This window comes from Elusimicrobiales bacterium, assembly GCA_041651175.1.
Classification (GTDB): Bacteria; Elusimicrobiota; Elusimicrobia; order Elusimicrobiales; family Elusimicrobiaceae; genus JAQTYB01.
In genome coordinates, this window is sequence record JBAZJT010000009.1 from 39226 (window position 1) to 52665 (window position 13440).

Below are 13440 nucleotides of genomic sequence, written 5' to 3' on the forward strand. Positions count from 1 at the left end.
TCACGCCACCCGTTTGCACATAAGCTGCAATTCCCGCTTCCCGTCTGCGGGGTTGATGATTTCTACGATGTCGTATGCGTCCCCGCCGGAGACAACGCGCCAGCTCGGTTTTACGTCCGCGCGGTATCGGATTATCACCCGCACCGTAATTTCGCTGTTCACCTTAGCGGACTCGAAATACTCCCGACCCCGCAAAGGCAGCACCGCCGCCCATACCGTCGCAACATCCGTCCAGACCGACTTGGCTTGGCCCATCTCGTCCCGCGCTGTTTCCTGACGCTGGAGCGTTACCCGCCGGTTCAGCTTGCCGGGGTTCATAATTGCCGCCCCCAGAGCCGGTACGGCGCAAGCAGATACTGCACGCCTAGCGGCAGTTCCTCGAACTTCAGTTGGCTGGCCTCGCCAACGGCGATGCGGTTCTCATACCAGTGCGCCGCCAACAGCTTCACTGCCTGCCTTATCGGCTCCGGCACATTGGTTGCCGCCGCGCCGTAGCCGCAGGTGAACGCTATTTCCACGGCGTTATACCGCCGAAGCGTCGCCGCCGGAATGTCTTTCAGATACACCCGCGCCGGTTCGCCTATCGCGTCCACGGAATACGCTGTCGTCGGTAGGACAATGCCGTTATTCGCCGAATCCCACAAGCGCACCCAATCAACCGACTGCGCGGGCGCGAAGGGGAGGCAAAACTCCGGCGGGGACGGGATTTTATCCTCAAAAACCCGCCATCGCTGCGTGATGAGCTTGCGGTTGGTCGCGGACTCGGCGCACTCGCGGGCGGCTTTGATAAGCCCCGTGATAAGCGCGTCGTCATCGGCAAACTCCACCCGCAGGTGCGCCTTCGTTTCCGAAAGCGTCACCGGCTCCACCGCAGGCCCCGCCAGAAGCAATGTCCCCATAGACTATTTCCCGTTAGGCGCGTCCGCTTTCTTGTCCTTCTTGAGCGGCTCGATGAAGTCCTTGTGCCGCTCCGCGTCGGCGTCGCTGAGCTGTATCACCGCGCCTTCCGCGTAGCCGCCGAACGGCTTTTTCACCCTGTAGAGTTTCGTTTCCATTTTGCTTGCCTCCCTATTTGAACAGCATGTACGAGAACGCCGAGCCCTGCGCGACGTCGATGGACAAGGCTTGCGTGAAGCGCAGCCAGGTCTGGTCCTGCATGAACGCGTTGCTGTTGTCGCCCGCGTCGTATGCGTCCTGCGACACCTTCACCGCCAGTCCTTCGCGCGGCGATATCAGCAGAGCGCGGTTGAAGCGTCCGTATATCGCAACGGTGCAGTCCGTCCCCGCGCCGAGGTTGCCCGGTATCGTCGGGCATATCACATACGGCACGTTCCACACTGTCGCCGGGATATTGCCGGTCGGCGGCTGCCAGATGTACTGGTTCTGGTTGTCCTTGAGCTTGAGCAGCTTCTTGAGGCCGGTGCGGCTCAAGGCGATTGTCGCGCCTTGCGAGTTCGCCGCGTTGAGCGAGAATATCAGCTCCGCGATATCGTCGAAGCTGACCGACGCGCCCGCCATGCTGACCACATTCACGCCCGAAGCCTTGATGATGCCGGTGAACGGGTCGCCTGCGCCTGTGTCGCCCAGCAAAGCCACGCGCTCGATTTCCAGCGCCATAGCCTCGCTGATAAGTTCGGACAGGAACGCCGTCAGGTTGATGGCGCTGTCGCGCAGCAGTTCGTCGGTGCATTTGATGACCGCCGCCATCACTTTTGCGACCTGCTCCAGCTGCCCGAATGTCGGGTTCGTGGTCGGCTTTGTCCCGCCTTCCGTCACCCAGCCGATTGACACGCTGGTCAACTGGCGCGGCAGCTGCCGTTTCCATGTGGACATCGGCAGAATGTTGGCCAGCTGCATTATGGGCGAAGCGTCCTTGAGCAGCCGCATAACCTCGTAGCTGAACTCGGTCGGGACGACATAGCCGCCCGTCGCGGGCGTGCCTTCCGTCATGATGGCTTTAGCGTCCGCCAGCATGGGGTGCCGCTCCTTCGCCGCGAGCAGGAAATTACGCATGCTGCCGAATTTTCTGCCGTACTCGCTCGTCCAAGGCTTTTCAGCCGTGTTTTTGGGCGAGTTTTTGAACGCCTCCGCCCGTTCCATCACTTCTTCCGGGCTCTGGGGCGGGACCTGCCTGCCGCTCGGCTGGGGATGCAGACGCTTTACCACGTCCTCCACCAGCTTTTCGGCTTTCTCCTTGGTGAGGCAGTCGTCCAGCCTGCACTCCAAGGTCTTGCGAAGCTCCGCTATGGAGCCTGCCGCTTCTTGGTTTTCCATCTTGATACCTCCGTTGGGTTTTGCTGTTTCCAGCGATTTCAGGGCTTTGCTCACCGCCTCAGCCAATGCGTCAGGGTCGGCGGGCACCGCCACCAGCGAAATCTCGTATATCTCGGCGAGGGTTAACTGATTCGGCGCGTCGGGGTTCTCATAATGGAACCGCCCGGCAATAGATATGCCTTTGGCGTGGCCCTCGGTGTAAATCTGGCGGGCGTGTTCCACCACCGGGAAATCCGAGGCCGAGAACTTGGCCTTGAAGTAAAGACCTTTGCCGTCCTCGCGGATTTCGGTCATCGAACCCGCAATGTGGTCAACCGCGTTTACATGGTCGACCAGCAGCACCGGGTTTTTGAGATACTCTTTTAAGTCGTAAACGTAATCCCGTTTGGCCTTATAGACCGTCGGGATATCGCCATATCTGTCGGCCTGATTTTTGGTGTTCGCGTAGCCTTCCAAGAAGACCGCGCCGTTTTCCTGCGTTATCTTGCCGCCTTCAATCGGCAGTATTTTGAATTGCCTGTCCATTGTTTCCTCCAGAACCCATATTGAGCGGCACAAGATATTGACCGCCCTGACCGTTCGGCAGCTTGTTCATGTTCTCGCGCTCGCGGATATCGTCCGCCGACAGCCAGCCCCATTGCCGCCCTATGGCGTAGGCCTCGTAGCGCGTCTTGATGTCGCCGCGCAGAAGGCCTTCGATGAGAAACTCCGGGAAGAAGTCGCCGGAAAACAGCTTGAACGAAAGCTCCTGCTCGATATTCACCAGCCAAGGGCGTATCGTATCCGTCACAAATTCAATTGCCTGATGCTCGATGTTGTTGTTCGTCGAGCGGTCAAGGTCCGAAATCTTGTGCAGCGGCATGCGGAAGTAGCGGGCTATTTCCGACACACCGAACTTGCGGGTTTCCAAAAGCTGCGCGTCCTCCGGCGGCACGCCCACCGCGTTGAACTTCATGCCTTCCTCAAGTACCGCAACGCGAAACTTGTTGTCCAGTCCTTCGTGCGTTTTTTCAAAAGATTTGCGGAGCCTTGCCGACGCTTCGTCCGACAACTGGCCCGGATGTTCAAGGATTCCACCGGGACGAGCGTCGTTGGCGAAGAATTTAGCCGCGTATTTCTGCGCCGCCAGACCCAAACCGATAGCTTCCTTCGCCGCGCGCATCGGCGGCAGGCCTATAAGACCGTCATAGGACAAGCCTTTGACATGCAGCATGTCCGCAAACGGCACGTTCACCACGCCCGAATCCAGCGCGACCGCATAGACCAGTTGCCCGTTCACGCGCTTTAAGGCGACCCGCCAAGGCGTAATAGGCCACAATGCAACCGGCTCACCGTTGCGCCGCTCTATCTCCGAATAGTGGTTGCCCCACATGCACAGGTGCAACATGATGGCCTGCCGCCAGCTCATGGAGGTCATCTCAGGATTCGGAGCGTCGTGGAGCAGCCGGTAAAGCGGGTGATTAGCAGTGCGGTTCTTGCCGTCCGCCGTGCGCTGATAGACGTGGAGCGGCAGGCTGCCCACCGTTTGCGACAGCACCTGCGTGCAGGCGTATACCGACGACAGATTCAACGCCAGCGTTTCGTTCACCATTACGCCGCTCTGCGTGTCCGAAAGCGGCAGGAACACGTCGGCAAAGAATTGCTGCATGCTTTGCATCTTCCGCCCGCCGAAACTGAAAATCTTTTTAAGCCAATTCATAAAATCACCATCCCGCGATTCTCGTAGACGCTGTGTCCCGCACCGTGGCGCATCGCCCGGTCCAATGCCATGACAGCGGCTACGATGCCATCTATGCGCTGCGTGCTTTTTGATTTGTCCGGCTTGATATTCCCGGCGGGGTCGCTCTTTACTACGGCGTTGTCCGCCATCCAGCGCATCACCGGATTGCCGCCGTGGTGCAGCTTCCCGGACAGCACCAGCCGCAACAGTTCCTTGCTAGGCCCGGCCATTGAGGCAAAACCCTGACCGAAAGGCACCACAGTGATGCCCAGCTCGGTCAGCTCTTGCACGATTTTCGCCGCGCCCCAGCGGTCAAATGCGATTTCTTTGAGGTTGTATTGCTTGCGAAGTTCGGTTATCTTGGCGACGATAAAGCCATAATCAATCACGTTGCCAGCCGTCGCGTTTATAAGCCCCTGCTTGACCCACAATTCATACGGCACATGGTCGCGATTGGAACGCTCGTGCAGGTCGTCGCCCGGTATCCAGAAGTAAGACAGCAGCTTCACCGCGCCGTCCACGGGGAAAGCCAACACCAGAGCCGTGATGTCCGTCGTGCTGGACAGGTCCAACCCGGCGTAGCACGGCTTGCCCTTGAGCATTTCGGGGATAACCTGACCGCCGCACGCTTCCCACGCCGCCATAGGCAGCCAGCGCGATTCCTGCTGCGTCCACTGATTGAGGTGCAGCCGCCGGAAGGTGTTTTCGTAGGCGGGGACATTCCCGGCCTTGGCGCACTCGCGTTTGAGGTAATCCTCGCTGATGGAAACACCGAGGTTCGGATTGGCCTTGCGCCATATCTTCGGGTCGCGCCAGTCATCCTGCTCGTCCGCCGCGTAAATGACCGGCAAAAAGCTGTCGTCCTCTATAACGCCTTCCTTGATTCTGCGGGCATATTCGTGCAGCTCCCAGCAGATTGAGTTCCGGTCAAATCCCGCCGTGGTAATCGCCACAGTGAGCGGCTGGCTGCGTGCGCCTGTGCTGGTTGCCAGCACATCCCACAGTTCCCGGTTCGGCTGCGCGTGAAGCTCGTCAAAGATAATCCCGTGCGCGTTCAGCCCGTGTTTCGTATATGCGTCCGCGCTTAAAACCTGATATGTGGACGCGGTGCGGGGGATAAATATGGAATTGCGGTATACCTGCCCGCGCGACATCAGCGATTTGGAAGCCATCGCCATGCCTTTTGCAACGTTGAACACTATCGCCGCCTGCTTGGTGTCCGCCGCCGCGCTGTAGACCTCCGCCGAGGCTTCCTTGTCGGCGTACAGAAGATACAGGGCGATGCCCGAACATAGGCTGGACTTGCCGTTCTTGCGCGGGATTTCTATATAGCAGGTGCGGTACTGGCGGCTGCCGTCCGGGCGTTTGCAGCCGAAAAGCGGATATACAATGTCTTCCTTCTGCCAACCCTCCAGCGTGAACGCTTCGCCCGCCCATTTGCCTTTTATATGGACAAGGTAACGCTCGAAGAAGCGCGCCGCTCTGTCAGCCGCTTTCTTGTCAAAATAAAAGTCTTGCGTTTCCTGTGCCATAATCATTCGCCGAAGTACTCAGTGTCCTCGTCTTGCAAATCGCTGCTTTTGGGTATCACCCTGCCGCGCATGGTGGCAGGTATACCCATCTCAGCCGCCAGCTTCGTCATCATCTGCATCCAGCCCCGCGCGATAGACACATGCGGGATTTGCTGATACGCGCCGTTGGGCGTTTTGTAAACCTGCTTGTTGGTCTTGATGACATCGTTCGCCCGCTTCCAGTTGGAATACGCCGAGCAATAAAGCATGAACAGGTCGCGGTCTATGGAGCTGATAACGCCCAGCGCGGCAAGCTCCGGGAACAGCTCGCGCCATTTGGCTTTAGCCTCGTCGTCCATGAATTCCGGCGGTTCGCTGTTGGCGGGTCCGGGCTTCGGTTCGGCAGGGTTCGTCCTGCACCGCTTCAAAGTGCCCTTTTTCCGCTTTATTTCCGTCGGTATCGGCTTTCTTCCGCGCATATTTTCCTTGCCTACCCCCCTATGCGAATTATGGACGCGTTCACGCGTAGCCGCGCATCGGTCTATAACCGAAAAGCTGGGAGGATTTCATAGGCCTATGGCCTGTATCGACCGAATCCTCCGTCTTCCTGCGCCGTCTTGAGGCTGTGGTGTTCGTGGCACAGCCCCTGCAAATTGTTTTCCTCATCTGTGCCACCCTTGGACTTGGGCACTATATGGTCCACGTCCGTTGATAGCTGCCCGCAGCCCGGATGCCTGCACACCGGGTCCAGCGCCAAGATGAGCAGTCTTAATCTCTGCCAGCGCGAGCCATAGCCACGTTGTGTTGAAGTGCCGCGCCTGTCCCGCTCCGCCTTGTCAGCCGTCGCCTTGTGCGCCGCGCAGTATCGCACGCCTTCCTCCGCCAATGCAGGGCAGCCGGGATAGGAGCAAGGCGGCAGAGGCTTATGCGGCATGCTGCACCTCGGCCTTCTTGCCCGTCGCCTGCTCCCAGCGTTTGACTATGACATCGGTGTATAAAAGGTCTATCTCGCAGAGGCAGGCTTTGCGTCCAGTATGCTCGCACGCAATGAGCGTGCTGCCTGACCCGCCGAAGAGGTCCAGCACTGTGTCGTCCTTGCGGCTGCTGTTGCGTATCGCGCGGGCGCAAAGCTCCACGGGCTTCATGGTCGGGTGTTCCTCACTGCGCGTGGGACGGTTGATTTCCCAGACGGTGGTCTCTGCCCGTCCGCCATACCACTTGTGACTTGCGCCTGCCGCCCAGCCGTACAGTATCGGCTCGTGCTGCCACTGATAGTCCTGTCTGCCCAGCACAAAGCTCTGTTTGGCCCAGATAACGGTCTGTTTGACCTCAAAGCCGTTGTCCATGAGCGCCTGCCGGAACAGCATCGTCTTGCCGTCCGCGTGGCACACATAATAAGGCGTCCCGCCATCGCAGACCTTACGCATGGCGCTGAACGCTTTGCCGAGGAAGGCGCTGAAGTCCGCGTCGGACATCGCGTCGTTCTGTATTGTCAGGCGTTTCTTGGTTTTGCCGACATAGGCGATACCATACGGCGGGTCGGTGAATATCATGTCGGCCTTGGCACCGCCCATCAGGCGGGCAATGGCAGCGTTGCTGGTTGAATCAGCGCAAAGCAGGCGATGGTCGCCAAGCAACCACAGGTCGCCGGGCTTGGTGATAGCTGTCTCCGGCTTGTCAGGTACTTCGTCCAACTTGTCCTCGTCCAGCAATGATTCGTTGCCGAGCGCACCTAACTCGTCGTCCGAGAACCCGACATCGCGCAGGAAGTCAGCGTCAAAATCGTTGGCAAGTATATCCATGTCCCAGTCGCCCGCCGATATGTTGTCGCGCAGCATCCGCTTGGCTTCCATTTCCGGGTTGTCCATCACGATAACCGGCACTTCCTTCATGCCGATTTCTACGGCGGCGCGGTAACGCTGATTACCCGCGAATATCACCATGTCTTTGTTGACGAGTATGGGCCGCGCTTCAAAATAATCGCGGTCTTCACAGAGGCTGGCGCACAAACGCTTGAACGCCTCGTCCTTGATAACGCGCGGATTTTGCGGGTTGGGTTTGATTTTGCCGACGGGGATATATTCCGGCTTAAGCATATATCCCTCCGGCGCAAAGAGAGGCGGCATCCGTCCGGGCCGAGCATTTATGTATGTGTGTGCCCGCGCTACCGCCTAAAAAAGAAGCCCTGCGCCCATTTTTCAGGGCGCAGAGCAGGGCGTATATTGTCGAGGTATACGCTAAATTTACGCAAAAAGAAATCGAGGTATTCGCCATAGTTCTCCCGGCGTATACCTCGACATTAATAGTCTAGCGGATGTTTGTTTTTAAGTCACGAGTTTTACTTTGGATAATTTTGGACATATAATTGAAGATAGAGGCTTCTTCTCCGATATAGCTCACGACAGAACGCAAGGCGGAGGTTTTTATGACGATATTACTACTATCTCTGGTTTTAGCAATGATGGCTTACTTGATTTGGAAAGTTGTGCCCGAGTTTCGAAATAATCTTAAAGAAGATATGGATAAATATGCCACTCAAGCTAGCGAATTGAAAAACGCAATCACGATGGGTCTTACAACAAATGTCGACAAAACTCAAGAAAAACTAGATGCTATCCGCAATGTTGTAGACACCAAAATGGCATCTGCGCTAGAAGCAAATACTCAATTGATTAAAACAACTTTGGAAAGCGTTCAAAATGTACAAACAACCACACTCTCCGATATGGGCAAGCAGTTGGGCGAAGTTAAACGCGCGACACAGGAGGCCATCAATAGTTTTCAGACAAAGCTAGATACAAACCTTGCAGAATCGCGAGGCTCGCTTTCCTCCAATTTGAAAACAAACACTGACACGGTTCAGGGCACACTGGATAGACTTAAGGGTGAGCTAAAAAACGAATTGCAGCAGTTGCTGGCATCAAATCAAAAAACAATGGGCGACCTGCAAAAGAGTGTTGAAGAAAAATTTACAGCCATGCAAAAAAGCAATGAGGAGCGACTGGAGAAAATGCGCCAAACGGTTGATGAAAAACTTCAGGGCACTTTAGAGAAAAGGCTTGGGGAATCCTTCAGAACCGTAAGCGAACAGCTTGAAAAGGTGCATAGTGGTTTAGGGGAGATGAAAAACCTAGCAACCGATGTCGGCGGATTAAAACGAGTACTCTCTAATGTTAAAGCGCGCGGAGTTCTTGGGGAAATACAACTTGAGAATATACTAGAGCAGATATTGGCCAAGGGACAATATGATAAAAATGTCCAAGTAAAATCTGATTCTGCGGAACGCGTAGAATACGCTGTTATTTTGCCCGGCAGCGATTCAAATAAAGTTGTTTTACCGATTGATGCAAAATTCCCAAGGGAAAGTTACGAAAGACTTCTCAATGCTTTTGATAAAGGCGATGTCGCGGAAATTGAAGAGGAAAAGAAAAAATTATTATCTGCTGTAAAAAAATCCGCGAAAGACATCCATGATAAATATATAAATCCGCCCACCACAACAGATTTTGCTTTATTATTCCTCCCCATAGAAGGTTTATACGCGGAGGTGTTAAGATATCCAGATATTATGGAAGAATTGCAACGACAATATCATGTAATTCTTTCTGGCCCAACCACTCTTATTGCGATACTCAATAGTTTTAGAATGGGTTTCAAAACTATGGCTATTGAACAGCGCGCAAGTGAAGTCTGGCAGATTTTGGAAGCGGTCAAAACCGAATTTCAAAAGTTCGGTGGAGTGCTGGATAAAGTAAAAAAGCAACTTGCTACTGCCACCAAAACAATTGATGAAACAAGCACAAGAACTAGAGTAATGGAACGCAAGCTAAAGCAGGTTGAACAGTTGCCGGAAGCAGAAGCAGCAAAAGTTTTAGAATTAGCATCTATACCAGAAGAGTTAGAGCCAGCAGTTGAGAACATGGCACCAGAAACTACTCCAGATGACGACATGCCGTTCTAGATTTTTTGAATCGTCTTACGGTATCGTAAGCTATCCACACCGACGTTAGGCCCATCTCATAGGCGACCTCTTTCGGGGCTTTGCCCTGCTTGAGCCGCTTTAGGATTTCCTTGTCCCGCATCAGCGTGGACAGCCGGATGCCCGGCTTCTTGACCCGCTTTTTCCGTTTCATACCCTGCCTCCGTTTTCCAGAATGATTTTGCCGTTGAACATTTCGGCGATATGCTCCACCCTGTCCCATGCGGCGGCGTCCTCCTGCGTAAAGCCCTGCCTCAGGGCCGCCAACGGCTTCAGGACCTCGTTTTCAAACACAGTATGGTCTTGGGCCGTGTCCTTGCCCAAAGCCTCCTGCTTCTTGAGCCAGCGTAGGCCTTCCAGTTTCCGTTTCAACAGCCGCTTGTAATTCTCATGCGTATCCATAACCCTCCCGGCATTTAGTGACGAAACTTAGTGACGATTGTCCTTTTTCCTTTTTGCTATATATTTGTTTTCTTTTTTTCTTCCTAATTGAGCTAAAAAGAAAAGTTTCATCACTTTCGTCACTTTTTTAAGTTTCCTCCAATACAAACCGCAGTGATAATGCCTTAAAAGTTTCGTCACTGAATCATCACTATCGTCACTAACCGGGCGTAATAATGCCCTCAACAGGCCGCAAACCGCTTAAAACGGCCTTTCGTCCGCATCCGGCTCATAGCCGCCATTGTCCATAGGCAGTGTTTCCTGCTCGCTTCCTTTCAGCGTTATGCCGAACCAGCAGGTCTTGCCGCCCGTAATCCTGTCGCGCTTGAAGCCGCGCTTCTGCATGTAATCAATGAACTCAGTGCGCTTTATGGAGCGCATTCCCCCGTCCTTGGCCCATAGCTGTATGGCCTTAAGTATTTCACTGGCGGATACCTGCTGGCCTTCCGCTACAACGCAGTTTTCCGTGATGAAGTTTCCGATGATATCGGACTCCTCGCGGTATTCGTTTGTCGCCTGCGCGATTTTGGCTACCTCGCCAAGCCCGTCCTTCTGCCACAGCTTGAATCCCTGCGCCGCCCACGCCAGTATGCCCTCATATTCCTTGGCGAGCTTGTCGTCCAGCACGGCATCGCGCTCCTCCGGCGTTATGACTTTCTCAAACGGGATAGTCATGATGCGCCGCCAGATGCCCTTGTCTGTGCCGGATATATTCGGCTTATGGTTCGTGGCGAGGAATATTTTGAACGTGGCGAAGAAGTCGAAGAACTCGCGGTGCAGGAACCGTGCCGATATCGGGTCGTCGCCGGTCAACTGTTTGATTTGCGCCTCGGCAAGCGCGCGGCCCTTGCCGGATTCTATGGAGGTAACAAACCGCGCCCCTTTAAGCCGCGCCACATCGTTAGGAATAGACTCGCCGTATTTTTCCATCAGCGTAGTGGCGGGCGTGTTCATCGCGTATTCGCCCAGCAGCCGGTAGATATGCTTGAGGAACGTGGACTTGCCGTTCATGCCCACGCCGTAAAGTATGAACACGCATTGCTCTTTCATTGAGCCGGACAGCGAGTATCCCACGGCTTTTTGCATGAAGCCGATAATTTCCTTGTCGCCGAGGAACACGCTATCAAGAAACTTGAGCCATTCCGGGCATTGCGCTTCCGGCTTGTAGTCCAGCTCCAGCCGCCTGGTGATATAATCCGTCTTGCTGTGCGGGCGCAACTCGCCGGTCCGCAAGTCCAGCGTCCCGTTGCGGCAGTTAAGCAGGTAAACATCGCCGTCAAAAGTATCCGGCGTTACCGTAATGCCGTCTTCACACCGGACAAGGTTCACCATCGCCTTGAGCCGCGACTCGGCCTCGCATCGCACGGCGTGCTTGGCTAAATCCTTGTCGTTAGCCGACTTAGCTTTGCCCCGCATATCCAGCACAGCCGATTGCGCCAGCTTCATGATTTGGAACGCTTCATCTTTCTGCCAGCGCGTTCCGTCCCAAATAAACCAGCCGCCAAGCGCGTCGCAGTAACGCAACTCGCCGCCGTAGCCGGAGTAAAGAAACTGCGCGTTCCAAGTATCGGTAAGCGGGCCGGACAAATTGCCGTCCTTGTCGTAGCGGGACACGCTTCTGGCGATTTTGGAAACCTCGGCCTTGTCCAGCGGCGGCGAACAACGAGCCGCGTTTATGGACTGGAGGTTCTTCTCTATCTCGGCTTGCTCAAGACCCATTTTCCGCAGGTTCACCCCCATCAGCATAAGCGTGTTGTTGCGGTTCTGCGTGATGAGCGCGTCTTTGTCGGACAGGTCGGGCGTTTTATCCTTGGGCGAAAGAATATCCAGCAGCCATGCCGGAGCGTCGGCTATCGGCGCATCCGGCCCGGTGAGCCAGTCGTAGGACTTGCCATCAATAACGCTTGGCGGCGCGACCACATAACCGCCGTCGCCGCGCACGTCGATACCCTTGCGGATGCCGGTCTTGCAGCCTATGCCCTGCTCGGGATAGCGGAAATACAGATGCCGCCCGCCGGAACAGGTCTTGGCCTCCACGGTGGACGGCAACGCGCCGTATTCACGCTCCAGTTCCGCAAGCGATTCCGCGCCGCCCGCGCCGTTTTTGATGTCTATATCCAGCACGAAAATGCCGGACACTTTGCCGGTGGCTATGCCGATATTCGCGTAGTGATTTGCGAACAGCCGCTTCACCGCTTCCGCTTCTTTTGAGGCATCTTTATAGCCATGCGGCGTTAGCGGTATCTTGCCCTTGCAAGGCAATACCGCCCAGCCTCTTGCCGCATAAGCCAACGCTTGCTCTATCATGCGCACCTTCCCGCGAAAAAATGGAAGGGGCGGCAGTTTTGCCACCGCCCCCTTGAGGTTCAGTAAGGCCGGGAGTCCTGCGCTTCCTCGGCTGCGTCATCGTCATGCACCTGTATATCCTTTGCCTTAGCGGAAAAGTCCCGCCACAGCTTTTCGCAGGTCTTGTATTCCTCCGGGCTGGCGCTGCCCGCCGCCGACACTTTCAGCACGCAATAGGTCGCCACGCTGTTGGACTCGGCCTGCGAGTAGAGCTTGTATTTTCGGCTGAACATATCGCCGCCGCAGAACCGCGCCAGCGAGAGCAGTTGCTTGCCAGTTTTGTAGCCAGTCTTTGAGAAGCTGACTATGACGGGCATCGGCACGCCGGGGAAGTACGAGAAGAAGTTAAGGAACGCCGTCGCCACCGGCTTCTCGCCATTGGGTCCGAACCTTGCCGCTTCCGCGATTTTGGAATCGTCCATATCGCCGGATTTCCAGATGACCGCGCCCGGCTCGTAATCCGCATCGTAGTTCGGGTCCTCCTTTGAGCGCGGGTTGAACCGGATGAAGTTCTTGAACATGAACACCGGGATGAACTCTTGGGGAAGCTGCTCTTTGGTCAGCGAGTTGATTATTGAGCCGACCTTTATACCCTCCACGCCTTGCGTAAGCTCCGGCGACAACGCCTGTATCAGCTTGGCGCGGGGGATGATGAGGTCTTCCTGCGTCACGCCCGCCTCAAAGCCGCGCTGCTGCCCGGCGGGCTGCATTGCCAGTTTCTTTTTTACTGCGAGGTCTTTTGCCATTGTGTTGCTCCTATTTGTAAAGCCGTAGCGACGGCTTGAGGTAGTAGCTGATAAACTCCGGCACGGCATTGCCGCTTTCCACGCATTCCGAGATAAAACTGGAAAGCGTCTGCGGCATGACGACCGTCTTTATCAGGTCTGCCCGGTCACGCTCTTTGAGGTATGAGAACAACTTGTCCATGTCCTCCTGCCTGCAGTTGGCGTAGAGCCGGGGTTTTTGCAACTGCGCGTAGCCGATGCCTTCGTAAGTGGCGGTGGCTGTCGCGGAGCTGGATTCCAGATACTCTATGAGCCGGCCTTCCGCCGCCTCGTATTCCTTCTGCGACTGTTCCAGTTCTTTTTTCTGGTGGTCCCGTCGCTCTTTCGCTTCCTTGAAGCGCGCTACCAAGTCTTTTTCGCATACTTTTTCGTCCGGCATGATTC

General features: G+C 55.5%; 15 protein-coding genes. 1 reads left to right on the forward strand and 14 read right to left on the reverse strand.

Going from position 1 to position 13440, the window contains the following annotated elements; translation table 11 throughout:
* From WC421_06460 to WC421_06500, 9 genes are all read right to left on the reverse strand, one after another.
* Complete coding sequence (locus WC421_06460; protein MFA5161871.1) at nucleotides 1-318, reverse strand: phage head closure protein; 318 nt, start codon at nucleotides 316-318, stop codon at nucleotides 1-3.
* Nucleotides 315-899 carry a head-tail connector protein gene (locus WC421_06465; GenBank protein ID MFA5161872.1) on the reverse strand — a complete coding sequence of 195 codons (585 nt, stop codon included), beginning with the start codon at nucleotides 897-899 and terminating at the stop codon, nucleotides 315-317. Before WC421_06465 ends, WC421_06460 begins: the two co-directional genes overlap by 4 nt.
* 3 nt (nucleotides 900-902) lie before the next feature.
* Entirely contained in the window at nucleotides 903-1055 is a 153-nt protein-coding gene (locus WC421_06470; protein MFA5161873.1) for a hypothetical protein, read from the reverse strand.
* A 13-nt stretch (nucleotides 1056-1068) separates the two neighbouring features.
* Entirely contained in the window at nucleotides 1069-2799 is a 1731-nt protein-coding gene (locus WC421_06475; GenBank protein ID MFA5161874.1) for a phage major capsid protein, read from the reverse strand.
* Entirely contained in the window at nucleotides 2768-3973 is a 1206-nt protein-coding gene (locus WC421_06480) for a phage portal protein (protein MFA5161875.1), read from the reverse strand. The genes WC421_06475 and WC421_06480 overlap by 32 nt, the downstream gene beginning before the upstream one ends.
* Nucleotides 3970-5526 (reverse strand): terminase TerL endonuclease subunit, encoded by a 1557-nt coding sequence (locus WC421_06485; GenBank protein MFA5161876.1) that lies wholly within the window; start codon nucleotides 5524-5526, stop codon nucleotides 3970-3972. Before WC421_06485 ends, WC421_06480 begins: the two co-directional genes overlap by 4 nt.
* A gap of 2 nt (nucleotides 5527-5528) precedes the next feature.
* Nucleotides 5529-5984 (reverse strand): phage terminase small subunit P27 family, encoded by a 456-nt coding sequence (locus tag WC421_06490; protein ID MFA5161877.1) that lies wholly within the window; start codon nucleotides 5982-5984, stop codon nucleotides 5529-5531.
* A 95-nt stretch (nucleotides 5985-6079) separates the two neighbouring features.
* The gene (locus WC421_06495; GenBank protein MFA5161878.1) at nucleotides 6080-6439 is read right to left on the reverse strand and encodes an HNH endonuclease signature motif containing protein; all 360 of its coding nucleotides are present in this window, start codon (nucleotides 6437-6439) and stop codon (nucleotides 6080-6082) included.
* A complete protein-coding gene (locus tag WC421_06500; protein ID MFA5161879.1) occupies nucleotides 6429-7601 on the reverse strand; it encodes a DNA modification methylase in 1173 nt (390 codons plus the stop codon). The genes WC421_06495 and WC421_06500 overlap by 11 nt, the downstream gene beginning before the upstream one ends.
* Before the next feature lie 329 nt (nucleotides 7602-7930).
* On the opposite strand from WC421_06500, the gene rmuC reads away from it, so the two are divergent.
* The gene (gene rmuC, locus WC421_06505; GenBank protein MFA5161880.1) at nucleotides 7931-9466 is read left to right on the forward strand and encodes a DNA recombination protein RmuC; all 1536 of its coding nucleotides are present in this window, start codon (nucleotides 7931-7933) and stop codon (nucleotides 9464-9466) included.
* Here the strand turns inward: rmuC and WC421_06510 are convergent.
* The 5 genes from WC421_06510 to WC421_06530 form a co-directional block, all read right to left on the reverse strand.
* Nucleotides 9438-9638: a hypothetical protein gene (locus WC421_06510; GenBank protein ID MFA5161881.1), complete on the reverse strand. Its 201-nt coding sequence runs from the start codon at nucleotides 9636-9638 to the stop codon at nucleotides 9438-9440. The two genes, rmuC and WC421_06510, sit on opposite strands and share 29 nt — an antisense overlap.
* Nucleotides 9635-9886: a hypothetical protein gene (locus WC421_06515; protein ID MFA5161882.1), complete on the reverse strand. Its 252-nt coding sequence runs from the start codon at nucleotides 9884-9886 to the stop codon at nucleotides 9635-9637. The genes WC421_06510 and WC421_06515 overlap by 4 nt, the downstream gene beginning before the upstream one ends.
* Nucleotides 9887-10126: 240 nt before the next feature.
* Nucleotides 10127-12232 (reverse strand): phage/plasmid primase, P4 family, encoded by a 2106-nt coding sequence (locus tag WC421_06520; protein ID MFA5161883.1) that lies wholly within the window; start codon nucleotides 12230-12232, stop codon nucleotides 10127-10129.
* Between the two features lie 59 nt (nucleotides 12233-12291).
* A complete protein-coding gene (locus tag WC421_06525; protein ID MFA5161884.1) occupies nucleotides 12292-13017 on the reverse strand; it encodes a hypothetical protein in 726 nt (241 codons plus the stop codon).
* Nucleotides 13018-13027: 10 nt separating this feature from the next.
* Nucleotides 13028-13435: a hypothetical protein gene (locus WC421_06530; GenBank protein ID MFA5161885.1), complete on the reverse strand. Its 408-nt coding sequence runs from the start codon at nucleotides 13433-13435 to the stop codon at nucleotides 13028-13030.
* Nucleotides 13436-13440: the final 5 nt, after the last annotated feature.